Raw genomic sequence first — 22471 nt, forward strand, 5'->3', positions numbered from 1 at the left:
TGAGGCCGTGCCATATTTAATGTGTAGCGCGAAAGTGCCCCTGCCATATCGGATCACCAATCAACACTTCTAATTTCGTATTGCAGCACCCAAGCTGAGGAACCATTGAAGTCTGATACCCGAAGAAATTTCACCGGCACCAGAGCGCTACACCAACCTTGCAATGGGTAGTTGCCCATATCTGACGGAGACTAAAATGGGTCGAGATTCTGTTGTGTCACTGCTCTCGTCGCTGTTTGCCCGGCTTGTGTTCCCCATGCCCGCCGATCTGGATATGGACGGTGACGGCCTGGCCTCTCTGGCGGAGCTTCAGACGAAGTATCCTGCAGTCCCTGATGAATTCTTTCTGGAATTCGGCCCGGATGCAGATGGCTTTGTCAGTTGAGTCGAACAATCATCAAGTGCGAGGGAACCGATCCGAACTTCGGCCGTCTGCTATCTGGCGACCGCTTCGAACAAAAGCGCCTTTTGCGGCATGATCAGAAACTCGCCGTCGCGAAAGTGAGTGACCGCCTTTAGTATCTCTGAAGCAACAACGTTGGTGGCTTCCTCTCCCGCCGCGCGAAGCGCCTTTTCGTTCGGAGTTGATAACAGTTCGTCTCGCATGGCTTGCGCGTCGCAGCGCAGTTTTCGGTCGACGGAAATGGTCTGCGGTGCGGCGACGTTGAAACCAGCGGCTCCAATCAATTCGCGAACCTCATCGGCGTCGTTCCATGTGAAGGGTTGAACAGCCGTTGTGGCGGCCGTGTCACCAATGTGGACTTTCAGCACATCGGCAACGACCGCAAAAAAGGGCGGGATCGCTTTCCAGCATGTCACGACAACCAGCGCGTCTGTCTTTACGATCCTTCTGATCTCGGCCAGGGCTGCGGGTTTGTCAGGAAAAAACTGCAAACCATGTTGGCAAAACGCCAGATCGACTTCCCCGTCTTTCAGAGGCATCGACTGTGCCGGTGCCTCGATCCATTCAAATCGGTGCGGGCCGTCCGGCGTGTTTGCGCAGGCAACCTGGATCATGGCCGGGTTCAGATCGCATGCGACAATACGAGCGGGTGTGGTCAGTCGCTTGGCCACGGCGCGGGCCATGACCCCCGTTCCGCAGGCCACGTCGAGCACGGTTTTTGCGGGGGGCAGCGAAATGGCATTCAGCGTGGCTTCTGCCATCGGGCCGAAAATGGCCGGGACGCGTTGTTTCTCGTATGTTTCCGCTGCAGAGGTCGAAAGATGAAAGGTGTTGTCTTGCGACATTGGATTGCCGTCCGAAGTTTGCTAGGCGCGGGTATTGGTTGCCTTGACGGCCCAGGCGCGGGCCGGCAGCACGATCTCGTTCTCGCCCAGGTCGGTCTTTAATCTGCCTTTCAATTCGGCCTGATGCTTCGGAGCGAGCTTTGCGAGGTAGCCCGGTGCCGGTCCAGCCCCTCGTGTGAACGGGTCCCAGAACGCTTCGAAGTCGGAAAAGCGGGTGTCGCGCTGGATGGGTGCCACATCGCATTGCAGGCCCGCAGCCTTGCAAAGCTCGGTCAGCCCGTCGGGCGTGCATTGAGGAAACCGGGCCGCCTCGTCTAAACTGGCCGCGTTTTCATCAATCGATGCCGCAGCTTTCCAGAAAGTGCTGATGAAGCCCATGCCACCGCCGGGATAGTCCCAGACATAGAAGCAAACAGTGCCTCCCGGCCTTACAACGCGTATCATTTCCTGCAGCCCCGCAGTTGCATCGGGGAAAAAATTGACGGCCAGACCAGACGTCGCGATGTCGAACATCCCGGCCTCGGCAGGCAGATCTTCCGCACCGCCGACGGCAAACCGAGCACGATCATCTGCCAAGTTTTCGCGGGCGAAGGCGACGAAGCCGTCCGACGGATCAACGCCGAGCACGGATTTCGGGCGACAGTGGTCCAGAATGGTTGCGGAAAGCGCGCCGGTTCCGCATCCGACATCTATCCAGTCGGCGTCAGGCGAAGGTGCCAGCCAATCCAGGAAATCGCCGGCGATCTGACGGCTCCACCGGCCCATGTAATGTTCGTAGGCATCACCGGCGGCCCAGCTGTCGAATTTCGCTGATGTGGTCATGACGATGCACCGTCTGTGTCTTCGGGGATCACGGCATCCACTTCGATTTCGACCAGCCATTCCGGGTTCACGAAGCGTTCAATCGCCATGATCGTGTCCACCGGCCGGGAGTCCCTGCAATAGTGTTTCCGCGCCTCGATCGCCTCCTTCCAGTTGTCGATATCCGTCAGGATCACGCGGGTGCGGACAATGTCCTGCAAGCCGGATCCGGCGTCTTCGAGGGCCGCCTTGATGATTTCGAAACACTGTCTGGTCTGGGCATAGACATCGCCGATGCCGACCGTTTTACCGTTTGCATCGACCGGCGCAGTTCCCCCGACGGCGATGAACGATCCGACCCGAACAGCACGGCTGAACCCAACGATCTCTTCCATTGGGTTGCCGTTCGAAACGAGTTGCCGTCCCTTCATTACTGGTTCCCCCAAATTGATGCGCTAGTGTAGAGAATTCTTTTTTTCTTGTCTCAGAAATAATCGACCCGGCAACCTGCGGGGACAGTTCTGTTTGACGGTCTTGAGGCAAGGCATTCTAAGTGCGATTCACACAAATCCGGGCTTCAAAAAGCAAGCCGCCGGAACAGTCCCGCGGCCAGTGTTTTCTAATCGTTTGGCCTCGGGCCCCTGCCCAGACAAGGAAGGGCTTTGGCACAAGGAAGACACACCTTCACGACGGGCAGACCGCTCTATCGACGGCCCTGCCCGCCCCGGCACAGGCCATTCGTGCCGCAGGTGAAGTCTGGTAGATGGTGCAACGGGTTGCGCAGAACGACTCACCTTTTGCTCATAATGCGATCAGTCATAGCTGAGCGATAGGGTGTCCGTCTTCGGCAGCGACTGGCACGTCAGGATCGCCCCTTTTGCAATGTCTGCGTCTTCCAGCGCCATTCGCGCGCGCATGTGGACATCGCCTTTTGCCAGCTTGGCACGGCAGGCACCACAAACCCCGGACTGGCAGGAAAAGGGCGGTTTCAGTCCTGCGGATTTTGCCGCTTCGAGAACCGTTTGGCCGCTGGCCACGTCGACCGAATGCCTGACGCCGCCCAACGTGATCTCTGCCTTGGCAGCCAGACCTTCGACAGTGGTGTCAATCTCTGCCGCGCCGCCATAGCTTTCCATGTGGATTCGATTGGCAGGAACATCGAGCGACATCAGCGATGCTTTCACAGCCTTGTTCATGCCGCCGGGTCCGCAGACGTAATACTGCGCGTCCTGTGCATAGGGCGGGTTTTCGGCAATCAGCGCCTCTATCGCGGGTTCGTCGATGATACCTCTTCGCCAATATTCGGCCGAGGACCAGAAGCCGGGTTTGGAAAAGACATGGTGAATGGTCATCCGATTCGGATTGGCTTCCCACAGGGCGTTCAATTCGTCCAGCAACAGGACAGAGTGCTCGTTGTTGTTGCCGTAAGCCAGATGCGCGAAGGAATTGGGCTCGGCCGCCATGACTGAACTGAGCATTGCGTAAAGCGGGGTGATGCCTGAACCTGCGCCAAAAAAGTAATGGGTACGCCGCGCTGTCGCTCCGGGGTCCAGGAAAAACCCGCCGAAAGGTGGCATCACATCAATCACATCGCCCTTGTTCACAGTGTCATTGACGTGGTTGCTGACGAGGCCGTTCCGGACACGCTTTACGGTGATCCGCAGGGGATCACCCGTGAACGGAGACGAGGAGATTGAATAGCTGCGCCTTTGCTCCTCTCCGTTCACCACGAAGCGGAACGACAGGTGCTGACCGGGCCGCCAGACGAAGGTTTCGCGCAGGGCGTCGGGCACGTCGAACATTACTGTTTTGGCCTGGCCGCCGATTTCCTCGCGGGTATCGAGAACGGTCAGCGGGTGGAAGTTTCGCTTGTTCATTTGGCATCCCCCAACCATTCGAGAACGACTTTCTGATGCTGCACGACCGGGCTTTCACCAACCGCTGCGGGACCGGTTTCGAAATAAGGCGATTTCAGCGATTTCTGCTGTTGCTCACATGCGTAGATGTCTTCCCCCGTGAAGTCGCCCGCGACCATCGGGTCATCCTCGCTCATGGCGTCATGGGCTTCGTACTTGCCGCTCAGGCCAAACTTGGTCCAGAAATTCGAGGATTTCATCGACTGCTTGGCAAACTCCCAGCCGGAACTGTTGGACACCCGCCCCCGGTTGGACACTCGCGTCAGTTCGGGGCCGAGCGGCTCAATGATGAAGATGTTCCAACCGTCCTCGGAGCCAGCCAACCCAATCCCCGGGAACAGCATCGGCACCCATGCGCCAGTCATGTCCTCGGGGATCACACGCGGGGCAATCAGCTTGCTTTCCTGATCCTTCAGAAAGTCTTCGATCGGGGGTTCCCAGAACATGTAATGGGGGCCTTCCCAGTGGTACTTCGCGGCCTTGTGGTCGTACATTTGCAGCGTGTTCGAATGCAGGTGGCTCAGGTGGTAGACGTCGATGTAGTTTTCGACGACCACCTTCCAGTTGGCCGTGATCTCGTAGCTGTTGTTCAGGTCTTCATATTCGACCAGTTCCTCGGGTACGTGCGGGCCGATATGCGGTTCCACCGGCCCGAACCATTCAGCGATAGAGGGCGCGTCCGGGTCAGGATGCACAAATATCATCGATTTCCAGATGTCGACCCTGGCGGGTTTCAGACCCAGGCAGGATTTATCTACCTTTCCGAATTCCTCTTGTTCTTCGGGCACCGAGATCAGGTTGCCTTCAAGGTCATAGGTCCAGTCGTGATACGGGCATGTCAGCGCCTTTTGCGTCTTGCCGACGGCCCGGATCAGTTGCGTGCCGCGGTGACGGCAAATGTTATGAAACGCGCGCAGGCGCCTGTCGCGGCCCATTACAACAAATATGTTGTTCAGCCCGGCCTGAACGGTGATGTACTGGCCGGGTTCGCTGACATCCTCCATGAACCCGGCATAACGCCAGGTTTTCGAGAATATCTCGCGCATTTCGCGATCGAACCATTCTTGCGAGGTGTAGGCCTCGACAGGCAGCAGGTGAAGCATTCGGGTCATTCGGGTGTTCCCAAGATTGGTGTGAGCCCTAGCCGGGCAGAAAATCGGCGGTTATCAGCAAGATACCGAAGACGACCCAGGCAACCTGGATCAACCAGTACAGAACGGGGTCTTCGTCCCGCGTTACTTCAGACAACAAAAACGCATAGCCCGTGCGGTAACTCTGGACTGTCCAAAACAGGAACAGCAGCCCCCAGAGCGATTGATAGCCAAGCACTGTTGCAATCATCAGCACGGCGAAAGCGACGTAGTTGAGTGGACGCATCTGGATCATGAGCGGTTTTCCAATCCTTCCAGCAGGTTGCCCGCGAGGGATTGTGCGGCTTGCGGCCACTCCTGCGGCATGTTCAACGGCGCCAGAGACGCCACGTTCAGATATAGCGCAACGATGCCATGGGCCGCGACAGCGATCGCGTGATGGTCGGCTTGTGGATGGTCCTTGCTCAAAACACCTGCAATCGCGGCCTCGAACCCCAGAAGGGAGTCTCGGCAGGCGGCGCGCAGGTCTGCATCTTCTGCGGCACGCGCTGTCAGTGCCGCAAACGCCAACACCATGTCCGGGGTCGATTCCATCGTTTCGGAAAACAAAAATTCGACCAGAGCCGGCCCCGCGCCATTTTCCGGAAGCGCGGCCAACAGCGCTTCGGTCTGTTCGGCAAAGCTGTGCAGGACATAGTCCTGCAACGCCATGATCACTTCGTCCCGATTGCCCAGATGGTGTCGGATCAGTGGCCGGGTCAGCCCCGCATCGTCGGCGATTTGCGCAAGCGATGCGCCTTCAAGCCCGAAACGTGCCACGCAACGCACCAGTGCGTTCATCAGCTGTGCATAGCGTTCGTCTCGGTTTGATGGGCGCCCGGCCACGTCAGTTCCAGTACTTCAGCTGCAATGTCGATTTGGCCGTCGCGCCAGTGGCGACAGCCGCATCCTCGAATTTCGGCGGCAAACCCCGGCGCCCCATTCCGGAAAACGCATATCCTTCGGTCGGTACTTCGCCTTTCATGTCCAGATCGCTGTCCAGGTCTTCGTCGTGCATCGCGGCGAAGGCATAGGTGCCAGCCGGAAGGTTGTGAAACGTGACCGAGACCGTCGCACCGGCTGCGGGGACTTGGGCCATCGCAATCGCCGTGGCCACATCAATCGTCTCAAAGCCCGCGGCCTGATCGAAGGCCGCCACGATCACTGCGCCATTGCCATTCCGCAACCCGTCGACTGTCACCGAAAGCGGTGCGGTTTCGGACGATTGCGCAATGGCTGCGACTGCGGTGGCAGCAGCAAGGGCCGCCACTGAGACAAGTTTGAAAGGTTGCATCGAGTCACCATAAGTTGTCAACTGTGACAGTATTTAGGGCTGCCTCCATTTATTGTCAACAGTGACAGGTTATTATTTTGGAACGCCAAACTTCAACGCATCCGGGCGGCCTCAGCCGACGCTGTGCAGTGCTCTGCCATTCGTTCGGGATGATAGGTCAGGTTTTCAAACAAGGCCTGCGCCCAGTGTAGTGCCCCTGATGTCAGAAGGAACACCTCGGGCACGATCACCCACTCTCCAATCCACGCGCCGCCGGACCTTTCGTGTTGGTGAAGGGTGAATTCCCCGATCTGTTCCGCTTTCTGCCGGCCGAGGCGCGATACCGCCTCCATGAATTCAGATGCCCGCTGGTTGCGTTTGTGGTGCATGGACGAGGACGCGCCTTTGCCGTTGGCATGCACTTCAGAGATCTCGGCAATGTCGGATGAGGACAGAAGATTGATGTTGTGGGCGATCTTGCAGAGCGTGGCGCAGAGCGATCCCAGTGCAGTCACCACATCCGCGATCCCGTCGCGGGCGTTTTGCCAGTGGGGCGCGACACTGCCCAACCCTAGGCTTTCCGCGACCGCTGTCTTGACCCTCTCTCCCTCTCCGTTCTCGTAGCCCCGCAGATCACCAACCGGGCCGCCAATTTGCACGTTGAGGCCACGACCCGAAGCCTGTTCCAACGCATTGTTGCGGCGCGCCAGTTCTGAGCGCCACACCGCCAGCTTGGTGGCCAGCTTCATGGGAACCGCATGCTGACCGTTGGTGCGCCCCACCAACCAGATCGAGGGGTGGTCCCGGATATGTCCGTCCAACAGTTTGAGCAGCCGGTTGATGCCAATCTCGATTTCCGCAAGGCCAAGCTTCATCTGCATGACCATGGCGGTGTCCATGATGTCCTGTGTGGTCGCCCTGTGGTGAACGTAATCTGCATGCGCGCGCACCAATGACCGAATCTGTTTCACCAGCCCCACGATCGGGCGCCCGACCAGATCCATTTCCGCAGCCAGTGCTTCGGTATCCAGATCAGAGATACCCACGGCTTCGATCGCCACGGCCGCCTCGGTCGGGATCAGGTTCAGATCGGCCTGACAGCGCGAAAGGATCTGTTCGACCTTCAACCACGCAGCGACGGTTGCGGGCTCGGACCAGATCCTGCGCATTTCTGCGGAGGAAAAGCAGTTGCGGTAGATCCGGTAATCAAGCATCGCCCAGCCCGCCGTCGGCGATGCGCCGTTCATTCATGATCGACCGAATGCGGAACCCCATGGCCAAAAGGCCGAGCAGCAGGAATCCGGCGGCGATGGGGCGTTCGACAAAGATGAGCGCGCCGCCATCGGACATCAGCAGCGCCTGACGGAACGTTTCCTCGGCCCCCTTCGCCAGGACGAAAGAGATGACGAAGGCCGCGACGTTAAAGTCGAATTTGCGCATCAGCCAGCCCACAAACCCGGCCACAGTCATGACAGTCACGTCGAACATCGAACCTCGGGCGGAATAGGCGGCGACAAAGGCAGTCAGAAAGATCAGTGGGTAGAGCACGTTGACCGGAACCTTCAGGATCAGGCGCGCAACCTGCGTGGCCCCAAAGTAGCCGATGATCCCGTAGGCAAAGATTCCCAGCATCCCGCAGGCAAAAAGCTGATAGACCAGTTCCTTGTCCGTGAGAAACAGGGTGGGCCCGACCTGAATGCCGTGGATCAGGAAAACGCCCAGCAGGATGGCCCCGATGGTCGACCCCGGGATGCCAAGCGTCAGCAGCGGCGCCATCGACGGCCCGGACACCGCGTTGTTGGCGGCCTCGGGCGCGGCGACGCCTTCCAGCGCACCCTTGCCCCATTGCTCGGGGTTTCTGGCGCGGCGCTTGCTTTCGCCGTAAGAAATGAAGGCCGCAATGGCCGAGCCGAGCCCGGGAAGAACCCCGATCCCCGCGCCGATGAATCCGCCCCGGATGGCATGCGGGATGCAGGGCTTGTATTCTTTAAAGGTCAGGCTGTGCCCGGTAGGGTCGCTTTCGTTTTCGCTGACCTCGCCTTTGGCCTTCTTGCGCTCTTCCAGTTGGGCAAAAACCTCGCCCAGAACGAAGACACCGATCATAAGGGGAACCAGTCCGATGCCATTCGACAGATCGAACGAACCAAACGTGTACCTTTCTTCGCTGGAAATCGGGTCGAGGCCGACCATGGCCACAAGGATGCCGAGCAGGGCCGAGATTAGGCCCTTGGTGATGGATTTTCCGATCACGGACCCGATCACCACGAAGGCCGCGAAGTAGATGGCGAAGGTTTCGGGCGGGCCGAGTTTCAGCGCGATGGCGGCGATGAAACCGACACCCGCCACAAGCAGGATGTCCCCCATGAAATCGCCGATAACCGACGAGATCGTCGCAACCTTCATCGCCTTACCTGCCTTGCCTGCACGGGCCAGCGGATAGCCGTCGATCTGCGTCGCTGCACTTGCCGCCGTTCCGGGCGTATTGAACAGAATCGCGGCAACCGAACCGCCATAACGCCCCGATTTGCCAATCACATAGAGAAACGCCAACGCAAACAGAGGCGGCATGTAGAAGGTAATGGGCAGCAGCATTGCGATGGCCGCCGAGGCGGTCAGGCCGGGGGTGGCACCGACGATCATGCCGACCGCAGCAGCTAGGACAATGGCGAATAGAAGTGTCGGATCGGTGATGACCGACAGAAGGGCGGGAAAGATCTCCATTGGGTTTACCCTCGGAACCAGTCGAGCAAATCGAACACCTCGCCATAAGGCGGGAAGACGCCGAGCAACTCGAAAAAGATGATGTGGAAGATGAGCGGGCAGACGATCACGGATATGGCCAGCCCGATCCGACTGCGGACACCGAAGATATACAGAACCACCGGCGCGGTGATGGCCGTGGGCAGGACGTAACCGAACCAGCGGAAAGATTGCTGATAAATCAGAGCAATGGCAAACAGGATCAGGATGTCCAGCGTGCCCGTGTCGCTTTCTTCAACGACAACCTGTCGTGACCGCACCAGGCGCAGCCCGTTCATCAGTACCAGGCCCGAAAGGGCGAGCAAGGCAACTGATGCGGCAAAGGGCACGATCCCGGCCCATGTGTCTCCGGGGCTTGCCGCCGGAACCTGCCAGGCCCCCCAGATCGCGACCAATGACAACAGCGCGAGTACAATTCCCTCGATCACGTCCCGCATGGTGTTCTCCTTCAGAAACATCTCGGGTGGAGCGGCGGGGCCGAAGCTGAGACCGCCCCAGCCGTTGACCACCTTAGTTATTCAAAGTCGCAACCAGCGGCGCGGCATCCGCCTTCATCGCGGTCAGCGTGGCCTTGGCATCCGCGCCTGTCGCAAAGACCGGACCGGTGCCGCGCTCTGCCAGAAGCTCTGCAAATTCCGGCTTTGCCGTGATCTCGGCCAGTGCCGTTTCCATGACGGATATCACTTCGGCCGGCGTACCCTTGGGCGCGAAAACGATCACCGGCGACGATACGGCGGCAAAGGGAACGCCCAGTTCGCCAAAGGACGGAACATCGGACATGATATTGTCCCGCTCGGCGCTGTTGACGGCCAGTGCGCGAAGCTGCTCTTCAAAACCGCGCAATTGCTGCACCCCGAGGAAACCGAAGTCGGCCTGTCCGCCAATCAGCGCAGCTCGGGTCGGGCCGCCGCCCTTGAACGGCACATCCTGCGCCTCGATTCCGTTATTGGCCAGGAACCCGAGACCGCCCACGTGATGGAACCCGCCGCGCCCGGAATGGGCCCAACGCAATGACCCAGGGTTTGCCTTTGCCGCTTCAATCACGTCCTCTACGCTCTGATAGGTGCTGTCTGTGGGTACCATCAGCGAGGTCTGCAGCTGGCCGACCTGAGCCACGAAGGCAAAGCTATCCAGTGCATCAATGTCTGTGTCGCGTGTCATGGTCGACAGCAGGAATGACCCGCCCGAGGTCATCATCATCGTATAGCCATCTGGCTTGGCCCCGACCACGGCATTGGCACCATTGAGGCCACCTGAACCGGGTTTGTTCACGACGACAACCGGAACGTCTAATACGCCTTCTGCAGCAGCGGAAATGGCACGCGCATAGGCATCGGTGCCGCCCCCGGCCTGATAGGGTACCACGATATTGATCGGGCGTTTCGGCCAGTCGGCCGCAAAGCCGACGGTTGCCGTTGCGACCAGCGCGGTCGCCGCTGTGACGGCAGCAAGGAATGCTCTGCGTTTCATGTGGGCTCCTCCAAAAAGTGACGCAGCCTTTCTAGCAGGTCATTTGATTGCGATTTTTGCAAATGTAGCATTAAATAATGCAAATAATGAAAGAGTCCTGTCGATGAACGTCAAAGCTCTCCGCGCCTTCCGCCATGCTTTTTCCGAAGGCTCCATTGCGGCGGCCTCGGACATCATGCATCTAAGTCAGCCTGCCATCAGCAGACTGATCAGCGGTTTGGAAGCAGAACTGAAGCTCAGGCTGTTTGACCGCAGCGGGCGCAGCCTGTCCCCCACCACCGAGGGGATCGCGTTTTACCGCGAAGCCGGGCGCATTCTGGACAACCTGGATGAGGTTCCCCGTATTGCAGCCGAAATCCGGGCCGGGCGTACAGAAAGCCTTCGGGTTGTGACGATGCCTCGGATCGCCCAGTTTCTGTCTGCACCCGCCGTCGCGCAATTCACCCGTGAAAACCCCGAAGTGAGTGTGACCTTGGACGTCCGCGCGCGCCGGGACGCGAGCAAATGGCTGGCCGGACGAGAGTACGATATCGGAATAGCGGCCCTGCCGGTCAGCCATCCGGACATCAGAACGGTGCCGCTTGTCCGCGTGCGAGCCTTGGCAATCCTGCCCCGGGATCATCCGTTGGCCAATGAGGCATCGATAGCCGCAGAGCAGCTTGCCAGTGAAACGATCATCCGCCTGATGCAGGGCTTGTTGCTTCGGGAGCAGTTGGACGACGCTTTCAACTCGGCTGGTGTTGCGCCCGAAGTGACCCATGAAGTGTCCTCGTCCCAACTTGCTTGTGCCTTGGTGGCCGAAGGTGCAGGTATCACGATCGCCGATGAGATGGTGGCGGCGTCGTTTGGGGATCGCTTGGTATCAATCCCGATCGAGCCGGAAAAATGGATGACATTTGGAATGTTGCTTCCGAAGTATCAACAGTCGGGATCGGCGGCCAAGCAGTTCCAGGACAAGTTGGTGGAGCACGTAAAACGCGTATGCCGTTCCAGCGACACCATGCGCAGCGAGGTGTCCTGATCCACCGACTTACCGTTCAGGCGACTAATGTGGACCTGATTGGCGTGCCTGATTGGAAATCGCGCTCCAATCGAGGTGCGCGGCAGAAATCCTCGCGTTTTTTAGTAGTTGTTATCGATCTAGCGAACTCAGGCAGGAACTCTCCTGACCGGCTGGCATGTGAATAGTGCCGGCAGGAAAGCTTCAGTACAGTTTCCAGCAGTTCGAATTTTGGAAGCGCGCTCCAGTACCGCTCCAAAATGGTCAAATTCTAACTTTCCTGACAATGTTGGATACCGCAAACGCCAGTGACAGCCCCTATTCAGTGCTTGGAACCGGACGTGGAACTCCGTTCTCGTCGATCGCAACAAAGGTGAAGATCGCTTCGGTCACCTTTTCACGGACGCCGATCAAACCGCGCAAAACCCAGGCTTCGATGGAAATGGCCATTGAGGTTCGGCCAACGCGCGACACCTCTCCGTAGATGCATAGCACGTCTCCGACTTTCACCGGGCGAATGAACTTCATCGCATCAACTGCGATTGTGGCAACGCGGCCTTGCGCGCGTGTAGCTGCAACAATTCCTCCGGCGATGTCCATCTGACTGAGAACCCAGCCACCAAAGATGTCTCCATTAACATTGACATCCGCCGGCATTGCTGCCGTGCGCAATGTCAGTTCACCTTTCGGAGTTTCACTGCTCATCTCTTGTGCCCTTCTTCGGTTCAGGACACGGTCATCATGTCCGAAAGTTCTTGTCCTGCCCTGAGCGCCAGAGGTGGATTGCACTGTTCAGTCGCGCGTTACAGGCCGTTATGACGTTCCCTGGGTTCCCTTATAAGACGTTCCCTGACGTCGCCATAGCTGTGATCGCCGCAGTTCTTCACCCGAGCTTTTCCGGAGGGAGGGCGTTTTTCAGCACTTTCTCATTTATGCGACCGAACAGGGCTGTCGGGCTGTGTTTGGCCATCCATATGGTCATTTTGTTCATCAGCCCCGGAGCCGTCAGGAACTTGCCACCCAGATTGCCGAGCGCTTCGGTGACAACAGCGTCTGCACTCATAACGCTTGATGGAACCTTGCTCCAATCCAACCCGGTACCAGCAGCCATCGGCGTGTCGGTCGGTCCGGGCGACAGGACATGGACGTCAATGCCCTTCGGCCGAAGCTCGGCCCGCAGGGATGCGCCGAAATTCAGCACGTAAGCCTTGCTGCCTGCATAGTTTGAAAAATAGGGGTTCGGCATGTGGCCCGACAGGCTTGAGACCAGAACGATCCCGCCCCGTCCGCGCTTTAGCATTCCCTGGCTAAAGTGGTGGGTCAGGCGAAAGGTCGACAGAACATTCAGCCTCAGCAATGCCATTCCCTGATCCGCATCGGTCGTTTTAAACGCGCCGTTCACCTCGACACCGGCAGAATGAACCAACAGACCGATTTCTTCGGGGATGGTACACACCGCGTCGATGCCGGCCTCCGTTCCGAGATCAGCGGCGACATAGCGTACTTCCACCCCGTGGCGAGCGCTGAGATCGCTGGCCATAGCGTCCAGCACATCGGCGCGGCGCGCCACGAGGACGAGGTTCATCCCGGCAACCGCAAGCTGGTTCGCAAATTCGGCGCCAATTCCGGAACTGGCACCTGTGACCATCGCCCAATTGCCATACCTCTCCTGATACGTCCTGCCCATGCTACCCCGCCTCTCCCTTGCTTCGCTTCGTCGCAAAAACCATCGCGTGTATCCTGAGGGTCGGCACTTCTTTTGTCGATGTGGTCGCGGGCAGTTTATCGCGGCGGTTAGCGCCGTAGCGGTCGACCCGCCCGGTCGCGCGCAACCGTATCCTGCCTTTGCAAAACGCCTTCGTGCCGGCTGATGGTTATGTGGCCAGGCCCATTTGGCGTACAGCCAGATCGCGCATGATCTCTTCCGAACCGCCGCCGATAGCCATGATCTTGACTTCGCGATAAACGCGCTCGACCGGATTGCCGAGCATGTAACCTGCGCCACCAAAGATCTGCATCGATTCAGACGCCACAAATTCCAGCGATTTCGTCGCCTGTACCTTCGCCTTTGCGATTTCGGCGGCAGGCATTTGGCCCGCGTTGATGGTGTAGCAAATCTGATCCAGATAGGCCTGATTCATGTCGATCCGGGCCGAGATCTCGGCAAACTTATGGGCGATGACCTGATGATCGATCAGGCGTTTGCCAAAGGTCCTTCGTTCGCGCGCCCAGTCCAGGGAGGCGTTGAAACACAGCTTCATCATGCCCAGCGAACCGGCGATCAAAGCAAGCCGTTCATGATTGAAGTTTTCCATGATCGCAAGGAAGCCCCGGTTTTCAGGACCGATCAGCGCGTCGGCGGGAACGTGGCAATCCTTGAAGAACAAAGAGGCCTGTTCGGAACAATGCCAACCCATCTTTTCTTCGCCTCTAGTGCGGGTAAAGCCTGGTGTGTCGGCTGCGATCAGAAACAGAGAGATACCGCCCAGACCCGCATCGCCCGTCCGTGCGCCGACGACAAACCACTTCGAGGCCAGGCCGCCGGTGATAAAGCACTTTTCACCATTCAAAACCCACCCGTTATCTGATCGCGTGGCGGTTGTGCGCATGTTGGCCACATCTGATCCGCCACTGGGCTCAGTGATTGCCAGCGACGACGACATCCGCCCCGCTATGATTTCGGGCAGAACGGTGGTGCGGAAGTCATCTGATGCGAACCGTGCCATCGGCGCAATTGAAATCGCGCGTCCGCCCACGGCTGCCGCCACGCCCGACGCCCCGCAGCCAAAGATCAATTCGTTGAAGTCGGCACGCAGAAAGGCATCGTCAATTCTCATCCCACCGTATTCTTCGGGCACCCCAAAGCCGAACACACCGAACTCGGCCACTTTTTCATCCAGTTCGGCGGGAACGGCTTTGTCGGCCTCCCACTTTTCGATGTTGGGGCGAATCTCGCTTTCGACAAAGCGCTGGAAATTGTCCCGGAAGTGTTCGCGCTCGGGTGTCATAAAGGGTGAAATCAGCGCCATCTCGGCCTCCTAGCCATTCAGTACTTTCTCAACCGGCTGTTCGGATAATGCACTGGTCGCGCCCAGTTTGATCGTGCCGAGCCATTCATACCGATCTTTTTGACCCATTTGATCTCCCGGGTGTCCGGTGATTTGAAAATCTCATGGGCGGGGAATGCCATTACAAAGGTTCATCTCGGTCTCTGCTCAAGGTTCGCAAGTACGTCGGGATTCTTCGTGTCTTTGCGTAAACATCATCGAAATCCCCTCAAAATGGCTACAGTGCCCGATCTGGGGCATGACTGCCTAGCCCTCGGAACTCACCAGCCGCACCTCGCTTCGCCGTTGCAGATGCGGGGTCAGCAGGTAAATGAACTCCTGCACGATTTCCGCGGTCTCAGCTTCGCTCCGGACAAATGAGTCATGTGTCAGCAAACCGCGATAGAAAATTCGGGCGATGGTCCACAGGCGAATAAATTTCGCATTGTCGCCATCCGTCGTCTTGAGATGAAGCAATGCGTTTTCATTGATGGTGTCGTTCCAGTCCAGCAGCGAGTCGTGGATCTGGTCCGCAAGCTCTTTATCCGTGCGGATCGCCACCAGAATCTCGTGCAGGGCGCGCATCGCGTCGGTGTTCATGACCTGCCGCCAAAGCCGTTCCAGATGCCTTTCGATCGTCTGCTCAGGTCGGTTTTCGCGGCCAGCCAGCCAGCGGATCGAGGCCTGCATGATCCAGTCGCTGGTGGCCACCATCAACGCTGTCTTCGAGGTAAAGTGATGGGTCAAAGCCCCGCGCGAAAGCCCCGCCTCTTCGCAAACACGCGACGTGCTGGTTTCGGAGTAGCCGTATTTCACGAGACACCGCATCGTCGCCTCAAGGATCGTCTGCCGTGACTGTAGCGCCTTGGTCTCGCGCTTGGTCGGTTTGCTGCTGGCCATATTCTACCTTCTTCGGCTTCGGTCTGCCCCTTTGCGATTTCAAAGGGTTTTATGCGACACGAAGCAGTTGACAAACAGAACGTTCTGTTTGTTTGATGACATCAAAACTGACGCAGGTCCAGTGGATTCAAAGGGGAGTTCATGCAGAGACAAATCCGAATAGGCGGTGCCAGCGGATTTTGGGGTGAATCCGATATGGCCGTGCCGCAGTTTCTGGAAAGCGGGCGGCTGGACTATATGGTGTTCGACTATCTGGCTGAAATCACGATGTCCGTTCTGGCGCGCGCGCGCGCAGTGGATGCAGACAAGGGATACGCGGTGGACTTCGTGAATTCGGTCCTGCGTCAGAACCTGCCCGAGATCGCGCGGCAGAAGATCAAGGTCATTGCAAATGCGGGTGGCGTGAACCCCGAAGCCTGCGGCGAAGCCGTACGGTCACTCATTGCCGATCTGAGGTTGGATCTGAAGGTCGCCGTGGTTTTGGGGGACGATATTCTACCTCGCTTCAAGGCCGGGGAATTCGCTGACGCGCGCGAGATGTTTGTGAACACTCCGCTGCCGAAACCAGAAACTCTGCAAAGCGCGAACGCCTATCTGGGCGCCTTCCCCATCGCGCAGGCGCTGGCGAGTGGTGCAGAGATAGTTGTAACTGGTCGCTGTGTGGATAGTGCCGTCACGCTGGGGGCCTGTATCCATGAATTCGGCTGGGGAGCGGATGATCTGGACCAACTCGCGGGTGGCAGCCTTGCAGGACATGTAATCGAATGCGGGCCGCAAGCCACAGGTGGTAATTTCACCGATTGGCGGGATGTGGGCGATATGGCCAACATCGGTTATCCAGTCGCAACGCTCACGGCCGACGGAAGCTTTACCGTCGAAAAGCCCAAAGGCACCGGCGGTTTGGTGTCCGTCGGGGCCGTCGCTGAACAGATCATTTATGAAATCGGCGACCCGCAGGCCTATATCCTGCCTGATGTTGTCTGCGATTTCTCGCAGGTTGTCGTGACGCAGATCGGCCCCGACCTGGTCCGGGTTGCTGGTGCCCGGGGCCGCGCGCCAACCGAGTCTTATAAGGCCAGTGTCACTTTCCTGGATGGATATAAGGGCTCAATCATGCTGATGTTTACCGGCTTTGACGCCGAGGCCAAGTTCCGCGCTTATGCGCAGGCGGCTCTGACCCGTGCTCGCGGAAAACTGGCCGCCAGAAACTTGCCGGATTTCGAAGAGATATGCGTTGAGCCGATCGGATCCGAAGCCAAATACGGCGATTATGCCCGAGAATTGGGCGTGCGCGAGATTGCGGGCCGGATCACTGTAAAACACATGGATAAAACCGGCGTCGCCCTTTTCTTGGCTGAGGTTATTGGCGCGGGCCTTGCAACGCCAGCCGGTCTGTCCGCCTTTGGCGGTGGCAAGCCAAAACCGATGCCGATCGTGCGCCTGTTTTCGTGCCTGATCCCGAAAGCGGATGTGCCGGTCCATGTCGTCACGGAGAGCGGCGCACAATCAGTGGATATAGCGGCGGGGCAACCATTTACGGATTCCGAACCCCTGCCCGGCATCCCCGCTGTTTTAGAAGCCTGCACAGTCGAAGTGCCCCTGATCAAGTTGGCCTTCGGACGCTCGGGCGACAAGGGCGACAAGGCCAATATCGGCCTGATCGCCCGCAAGCCCGAATACTTGCCTTATATTGCTGCCGCATTAACCTCGGATGTGGTGACGGCCCGCTTTGCCCATCGACTGAAAGGCGGGGTAGAGCGGTTTTATATGCCGGGCATGCACGCGTTGAATTTCGTACTGCATGATGCACTGGGTGGCGGTGGCACGGCCGCGCTGCAGGACGACCCGCTGGGCAAGGCCTATGGGCAGATTCTGCTGGATCACCCCATTCCTGTTCCCCCCTCTGTTGCGGAGACGCTCTGATGCCCGTTTTCCAGACCAGAATATCGACCTCATCCGAAGCGTTTGGGCAGAACCGTCGGGATATGCTGGCACTGATCACCGAACTGCGCGAGTACGAAGCGCGCGCCGTTGCGCGTTCGGACAGCCGCAAGGCCCGTTTCGACCAGCGTGGCCAGTTGACCCCGCGCGAGCGGGTCAAGCGCCTGCTGGACCCGGGTATGCCGTTTGTCGAGCTGTTCAATATGGCGAATTTTCTGGTCGACGACCCAGACCCGGAAACCTCCATTCCCGGCGCGTCGATGATAACCGGGATCGGCTATATCAGCGGCACGCGCTGTCTGGTCTATGCCGATGACAGCGGGATCAATGCGGGCGCGTCGACCAATATGTCAGTGAAAAAAGGACTGGCCATTCTCAAGATCGCGCTGAGACAAAAGCTGCCCTTTGTGCATCTGGTGGAAAGCGCCGGGGCCAATCTGATGCAGTACACCGTAGAACTTTGGGCCAATGGCGGCGGGCTGTTTTACGGTCTGGCCAAACTGTCCGCAGCCGGCATTCCGACCTTTGTGGTTCTGCACGGGCCTTCCACTGCTGGTGGCGCCTATCAGCCGGGCATGTCGGATTACGTAATTGGCGTGAAACACAATGGCATGGCGGCGCTGGCCGGAGCCGCGCTGACGCAGGCCGCAACTGGTGAGGTGGCCGATGAGCGCGAACTGGGCGGTACCGAGATGCACGCTTCGGTTTCGGGCCTTGTGGAATACCTGGCCGAGGACGATGCGGATGGCATCCTGATATGTCGCGATCTGGTCGAGCGTCTGGACTGGAACAAGAACGCCCGCCCCCTGCCCCGCAAACAGGTCGAACCGCCGGTCTATTCTCCGGACGAACTCGCCGGTGTCGTCCCTGTGGATTACAGAACCGCCTTTGACTGCCGCGAGATCATGGCCCGGATCACCGACAGCTCGGACCTGCTGGAATTCAAACCCCGTTTTGGCCCTGCAACCGTCTGCGTCCAGGCCCGAATTTTTGGTCATTCGGTCGGTATCATTGGCAACAATGGCCCGTTGGACCCTCAGGGTGCGGCCAAGGCAACGCAGTTCTTCCAGCTCTGCGACAGCGCAGACATGCCGATCATCTTTCTCAACAACATCACCGGCTACATGGTGGGTACCGAGTACGAGCAGGCGGGTATGATCAAGCTTGGCTCCAAGATGATTCAGGCCGTGTCGAATGTCCGCGTTCCAAAGTTATCGCTCTATGTCGGTGCCAGCTTTGGTGCCGGGAATTACGGCATGTGCGGTCATGCTTTTGATGCGGATTTCCTGTTCTCATGGCCCAATGCGCGCACCGGAGTAATGGGTGGCGAGCAGGCCGCCATGACCATGGGCGTTGTTGCCCGCGCCGGAGCCGCCCGCAAGGGGGTTGAGATCACACCCGAGATGGAAGCGAAGATGGCCAGGCAGAAGCAGGCCATTCAGGACGTGTTCGAACCGCAGGAAAGCGTCTTCTACACCTCGGGCCGGATGTTGGATAACGGTATCATCGACCCGCGCGACACTCGTAAAATTCTGGGCTTTTTGATCGAGACCACTTGGGAAGCACGCAACCGAGACCTGAAACCCAACACCTTTGGCGTCGCAAGGATTTGAGAGGGCGCAACTTGGCTGATTTCAAGACCCATCAAACCTTCGAACTGGACAATCAGTGCAACAGCCGGTCGGTGTGGTCCGACCAGGCCGATGCCACCTCCGAAACCGCAAAGGTCTGATCCATGCCGCGCTTCAACTCGATCCTTGTGGCCAATCGTGGTGAAATTGCCCTGCGGGTGATGAAAACAGCGCGTTCGTTGGGCTATCGCACCATCGCGGTCTATTCCGAGGCCGATGCCACCGAGCCGCACGTGAAATTTGCCGATGATGCGGTCTGTGTGGGTCCGGCACCTGTAGGCGAAAGCTATCTGCGTGCGGACAAAATCCTTGAGGCTGCCAGGAAGACTGGTGCGGGCGCGGTGCATCCGGGCTATGGCTTCTTGTCCGAAAACGCTGATTTCGCAAAGGCTTGTGTCGACGCGGGTATTGTCTTTATCGGTCCCACGGCCGAAGCGGTTGACCTGATGGGCAACAAGGCTGCCGCCAAGCGCCGGATGATTGAGGCGGGTGTGCCTTGTGTTCCTGGCCGTGAGGGCAAGGGTCAGTCGGACGAGCAACTGATCACTGCCGCAGCCGAGCTCGGTTTTCCAATCATGGTCAAGGCTGCCGCAGGTGGCGGCGGGCGCGGGATGCGTCTGGTCCAGATGGCCGAGGAACTGCCCGCTGCGCTGATCTCGGCCCGGTCCGAGTCGCTGAACGCCTTTGGCTCGGACGAGTTGATTCTGGAAATGGCCCTCATCCGCCCTCGTCATGTCGAGGTTCAGGTTTTTGCCGACGCCCATGGCAATGCCATCCATCTTGGCGAACGTGACTGTTCCGTCCAGCGCCGACACCAGAAGATCATTGAAGAGGCCCCCTGCCCGATCATGACTCCCGGACTGCGTGCTGCGATGGGCAAGGCCGCCGTCGATGCGGCGCTGTCGATCAGCTATCTGGGCGCGGGCACGGTGGAGTTCCTGGTGGACGCCTCGGGCAAGTTCTATTTCCTGGAAATGAATACACGCCTTCAGGTGGAACATCCTGTGACCGAGATGATCACCGGTCTCGACCTGGTGGCACTTCAAATCAGCGTCGCACAAGGCGAACGCCTGCCGTTGGTGCAGGATGGTGTGCAGTTGAATGGCCATGCGATCGAGGCGCGTCTTTACGCCGAAGACCCGGCGCAGGACTTCCTGCCGATGACGGGTCATGTGGACCATTGGCAACCCCATCGCGGCGAAGGCATCAGGATCGACAGCGGTATCGAGACCGGCAGCGTCGTCTCGCCCTATTATGACCCGATGATCGCCAAGGTCATCGCCTGGGGCCCGGACCGTGAAACCGCCACCGCGAGGCTGAACGCGGCACTGGACAACTCCCGACTATTCGGCATCAAGACCAACAAGGGCTTCCTGTCGGCAATTCTTGACAAGGAAACCTTCACCAGGGGCGAGGCTACTACTGCCTTCATCGCCGAGGAGTTCGGCGCAGAAGAAATGACGCCACCGGTATTGTCCGAAACCGAAGCGATGATTGCGGCCGTTCTGCAATACGAGGACTCGCGCCAACGGGGTATGGCGGCCGCGCTGGGTATCAACCCGGAACTGGCCAACTTCAGTTCAACCGGGCGTCTGGAAACCGACTATCGTTATGTCAGCGAAGGCATGACCTGCGGCGTGACGGTGACTGCCACGGAAGGCCGCTATCACGTGACCTGTGGTAAAACCCGCGCCACCATCGCCATCGACCGTCAAGAAGGCACCGAAGCCCGTTTGCGGGTGAACGGACGCATTGTCCCGGTCGGAATGCTTGTCACCGAACGCGGCCGTATTCATCTGGAACATAAGGGCCGTACCTTCGCCCTGCGCAACGAGCTCGAATTTCCGGCTTTGGCCGAGGAGGCACGCGGCGGAGGCCGTGTGGCGGCACCGATGCATGGTGCTCTGCTGGAAATCAATGTGGTCGTGGGCGACACCGTCGCCAAGGGCGATCGTCTGGCGGTTCTGGAAGCGATGAAAATGCAGCTCGCGATCGAAGCGGAAATCGACGGAACCGTGACCGAAGTTCAGGCCAGTGCCGGAGGGCAGATCGCCGCCGATGAGGTGATCCTGATCATTGAACCCGCCGAGGAGGGTGAAGATGTTTGATCAACCGCAGGCCGTTCAGGCCGAAAGCCAGTCGCTCTACGATCTACTGAAGGACCGGAGCGAGGAAGATCTGGCCCGCGGCACCCTGTTCAAGGGCTGGACCGCCAACCGTATCCTGGGCCATCTGCATGTCTGGAACATCGGTGCAGACCTGTCGCTGAGCAAACCCGAGGCTTTCGCGGCGTTCAAAATTGACGCCATCGCCCACTTCAGCAGCGGTGATCTTGCCGGGTTTGAGGCGAAATACCTCGAGGGTTTGTCGGGGCACGCGTTGCTGGATGAATGGATGTTCTACACCACTGGTATGTGCGACCGCTTTGCGCAGGCCGATCCCAAGGCTCGGGTGCCGTGGGTCGGGCCGGATATGTCCGTGCGATCGTCCATTTCTGCCCGGCTGATGGAAACCTGGTCGCACGCGCAGGCGCTTTACGATCTGTTCGGTGTCGTGCGGCAGGATCACGACTACATCAAGAATATCGTCGTTCTGGGTGTGAACACTTTTGGCTGGACCTACAAGAACCGCAGCTTGGATTTGCCCGGTACGATGCCCCAACTAAACCTGACCGCCCCTTCCGGTGAAGTCTGGGAATGGGGGGAACCCAATGAGGCCGAGCGGATCGAGGGCCGCGCCACAGAGTTTTGCCAGGTCGTCACCCAAACCCGAAATATCGCCGACACCGCCCTGCAAGTGACCGGCCCGGTTGCCACGGAATGGATGGGCATGGCGCAGTGTTTTGCGGGCCCCCCCGAAGTGCCCCCGGCCCCCGGCCAGCGCCATATGGCCCGAGGTCGTAAGAACACGTCTGGGTAAACCCCCCCAAAGTCGCCAGGTATGGCCGCGAACGTTTGGTGCGATCAGGCGACGCGCGAGAGCATCTGGTGTCGGCCACGACCCTGATCGCAGACGGTGTCCAACCTGTCGGTGTTCAGGTTCGAAAACTTGGCGGCCGGCATTATTTCATTAGCTGCGAACGGACAAATGCCAAGCCTGAAAACGACCACTCCTCGATTGCGGCCAGCTTAAATCTCGGGCCGCACGGCGCCTCAATTGGCTGCGGAACGGGTCTTTTCCTGCTGGTGAGTACCGTGTTTCGCATGCTCTTGTTGTTCATTTTTCAGATTGTGTCATCACACAGTAAGTAAGTTTTTGCTTTTCGATTTCAAAAATATTATGAATGAAAGTTAAATAGGATCCGCCTGCAATGAGTTCATGCATTTCAACCAACGGCCATCAAATCCCGAGAAT

General features: G+C 58.6%; 22 protein-coding genes. 6 read left to right on the plus strand and 16 right to left on the minus strand.

Features of this window, described 5'->3' with window-relative positions; all coding sequences use genetic code 11:
* Nucleotides 1-196: 196 nt before the first annotated feature.
* Entirely contained in the window at nt 197-385 is a 189-nt protein-coding gene (locus ACR0J2_RS16005) for a hypothetical protein (protein WP_170614043.1), read from the plus strand.
* Nucleotides 386-435: 50 nt separating this feature from the next.
* Here the strand turns inward: ACR0J2_RS16005 and ACR0J2_RS16010 are convergent, their stop codons facing one another.
* The 12 genes from ACR0J2_RS16010 to ACR0J2_RS16065 all read right to left on the minus strand — a co-directional run bounded on the left by ACR0J2_RS16010 (nt 436) and on the right by ACR0J2_RS16065 (nt 10598).
* Complete coding sequence (locus ACR0J2_RS16010; RefSeq protein WP_480813185.1) at nt 436-1248, minus strand: class I SAM-dependent methyltransferase; 813 nt, start codon at nt 1246-1248, stop codon at nt 436-438.
* Nucleotides 1249-1269: 21 nt separating this feature from the next.
* Nucleotides 1270-2070: a class I SAM-dependent methyltransferase gene (locus ACR0J2_RS16015; protein WP_480813186.1), complete on the minus strand. Its 801-nt coding sequence runs from the start codon at nt 2068-2070 to the stop codon at nt 1270-1272.
* Nucleotides 2067-2480, minus strand: coding sequence for a RidA family protein (locus ACR0J2_RS16020; protein ID WP_480813187.1), 414 nt, complete (start codon nt 2478-2480; stop codon nt 2067-2069). Before ACR0J2_RS16020 ends, ACR0J2_RS16015 begins: the two co-directional genes overlap by 4 nt.
* Nucleotides 2481-2861: 381 nt before the next feature.
* Complete coding sequence (locus tag ACR0J2_RS16025; RefSeq protein ID WP_480813188.1) at nt 2862-3926, minus strand: 2Fe-2S iron-sulfur cluster-binding protein; 1065 nt, start codon at nt 3924-3926, stop codon at nt 2862-2864.
* Nucleotides 3923-5077 carry an aromatic ring-hydroxylating oxygenase subunit alpha gene (locus ACR0J2_RS16030; RefSeq protein WP_480813189.1) on the minus strand — a complete coding sequence of 385 codons (1155 nt, stop codon included), beginning with the start codon at nt 5075-5077 and terminating at the stop codon, nt 3923-3925. Before ACR0J2_RS16030 ends, ACR0J2_RS16025 begins: the two co-directional genes overlap by 4 nt.
* 28 nt (nt 5078-5105) lie before the next feature.
* Nucleotides 5106-5351, minus strand: coding sequence for a hypothetical protein (locus ACR0J2_RS16035; RefSeq protein WP_480813190.1), 246 nt, complete (start codon nt 5349-5351; stop codon nt 5106-5108).
* Nucleotides 5348-5896, minus strand: coding sequence for a TetR/AcrR family transcriptional regulator (locus tag ACR0J2_RS16040; RefSeq protein WP_480813191.1), 549 nt, complete (start codon nt 5894-5896; stop codon nt 5348-5350). Before ACR0J2_RS16040 ends, ACR0J2_RS16035 begins: the two co-directional genes overlap by 4 nt.
* Nucleotides 5897-5942: 46 nt before the next feature.
* Complete coding sequence (locus ACR0J2_RS16045; RefSeq protein WP_480813192.1) at nt 5943-6389, minus strand: DUF2141 domain-containing protein; 447 nt, start codon at nt 6387-6389, stop codon at nt 5943-5945.
* 92 nt (nt 6390-6481) lie between these two features.
* Nucleotides 6482-7615 carry a lyase family protein gene (locus tag ACR0J2_RS16050; RefSeq protein ID WP_480813193.1) on the minus strand — a complete coding sequence of 378 codons (1134 nt, stop codon included), beginning with the start codon at nt 7613-7615 and terminating at the stop codon, nt 6482-6484.
* The gene (locus ACR0J2_RS16055; RefSeq protein ID WP_480813194.1) at nt 7575-9089 is read right to left on the minus strand and encodes a tripartite tricarboxylate transporter permease; all 1515 of its coding nucleotides are present in this window, start codon (nt 9087-9089) and stop codon (nt 7575-7577) included. Before ACR0J2_RS16055 ends, ACR0J2_RS16050 begins: the two co-directional genes overlap by 41 nt.
* A 5-nt stretch (nt 9090-9094) precedes the next feature.
* Nucleotides 9095-9637, minus strand: a complete 543-nt coding sequence (locus tag ACR0J2_RS16060) for a tripartite tricarboxylate transporter TctB family protein (protein WP_480813195.1) — start codon at nt 9635-9637, stop codon at nt 9095-9097.
* 1 nt (nt 9638) lies between these two features.
* A complete protein-coding gene (locus ACR0J2_RS16065) occupies nt 9639-10598 on the minus strand; it encodes a tripartite tricarboxylate transporter substrate binding protein (protein WP_480813196.1) in 960 nt (319 codons plus the stop codon).
* 103 nt (nt 10599-10701) lie between these two features.
* Here ACR0J2_RS16065 and ACR0J2_RS16070 point away from each other — a divergent pair, with 103 nt between their 5' ends.
* Nucleotides 10702-11619 carry a LysR family transcriptional regulator gene (locus ACR0J2_RS16070; protein WP_480813197.1) on the plus strand — a complete coding sequence of 306 codons (918 nt, stop codon included), beginning with the start codon at nt 10702-10704 and terminating at the stop codon, nt 11617-11619.
* A gap of 297 nt (nt 11620-11916) precedes the next feature.
* On the opposite strand, the gene ACR0J2_RS16075 is transcribed toward ACR0J2_RS16070, so the two are convergent.
* The 4 genes from ACR0J2_RS16075 to ACR0J2_RS16090 all read right to left on the minus strand — a co-directional run bounded on the left by ACR0J2_RS16075 (nt 11917) and on the right by ACR0J2_RS16090 (nt 15545).
* Nucleotides 11917-12303 (minus strand): acyl-CoA thioesterase, encoded by a 387-nt coding sequence (locus tag ACR0J2_RS16075; protein WP_480813198.1) that lies wholly within the window; start codon nt 12301-12303, stop codon nt 11917-11919.
* Between the two features lie 178 nt (nt 12304-12481).
* Nucleotides 12482-13285, minus strand: a complete 804-nt coding sequence (locus ACR0J2_RS16080) for an SDR family NAD(P)-dependent oxidoreductase (RefSeq protein ID WP_480813199.1) — start codon at nt 13283-13285, stop codon at nt 12482-12484.
* Between the two features lie 187 nt (nt 13286-13472).
* A complete protein-coding gene (locus ACR0J2_RS16085) occupies nt 13473-14627 on the minus strand; it encodes an acyl-CoA dehydrogenase family protein (RefSeq protein WP_480813200.1) in 1155 nt (384 codons plus the stop codon).
* 285 nt (nt 14628-14912) lie between these two features.
* A complete protein-coding gene (locus tag ACR0J2_RS16090) occupies nt 14913-15545 on the minus strand; it encodes a TetR/AcrR family transcriptional regulator (RefSeq protein ID WP_480813201.1) in 633 nt (210 codons plus the stop codon).
* A gap of 141 nt (nt 15546-15686) precedes the next feature.
* On the opposite strand from ACR0J2_RS16090, the gene ACR0J2_RS16095 reads away from it, so the two are divergent.
* From ACR0J2_RS16095 to ACR0J2_RS16110, 4 genes are all read left to right on the plus strand, one after another.
* Nucleotides 15687-17468 carry an acyclic terpene utilization AtuA family protein gene (locus tag ACR0J2_RS16095; RefSeq protein WP_480813202.1) on the plus strand — a complete coding sequence of 594 codons (1782 nt, stop codon included), beginning with the start codon at nt 15687-15689 and terminating at the stop codon, nt 17466-17468.
* Nucleotides 17468-19099, plus strand: a complete 1632-nt coding sequence (locus ACR0J2_RS16100) for an acyl-CoA carboxylase subunit beta (protein WP_480813203.1) — start codon at nt 17468-17470, stop codon at nt 19097-19099. Before ACR0J2_RS16095 ends, ACR0J2_RS16100 begins: the two co-directional genes overlap by 1 nt.
* Nucleotides 19100-19221: 122 nt before the next feature.
* On the plus strand, nt 19222-21225 hold the full coding sequence (locus ACR0J2_RS16105; protein ID WP_480813204.1) for an acetyl/propionyl/methylcrotonyl-CoA carboxylase subunit alpha: 2004 nt from the start codon (nt 19222-19224) through the stop codon (nt 21223-21225).
* The gene (locus ACR0J2_RS16110) at nt 21218-22036 is read left to right on the plus strand and encodes a TIGR03084 family metal-binding protein (RefSeq protein ID WP_480813205.1); all 819 of its coding nucleotides are present in this window, start codon (nt 21218-21220) and stop codon (nt 22034-22036) included. The genes ACR0J2_RS16105 and ACR0J2_RS16110 overlap by 8 nt, the downstream gene beginning before the upstream one ends.
* Nucleotides 22037-22471 lie beyond the last annotated feature (435 nt).

It is taken from the genome of Ruegeria sp. CG4 (assembly GCF_056537185.1).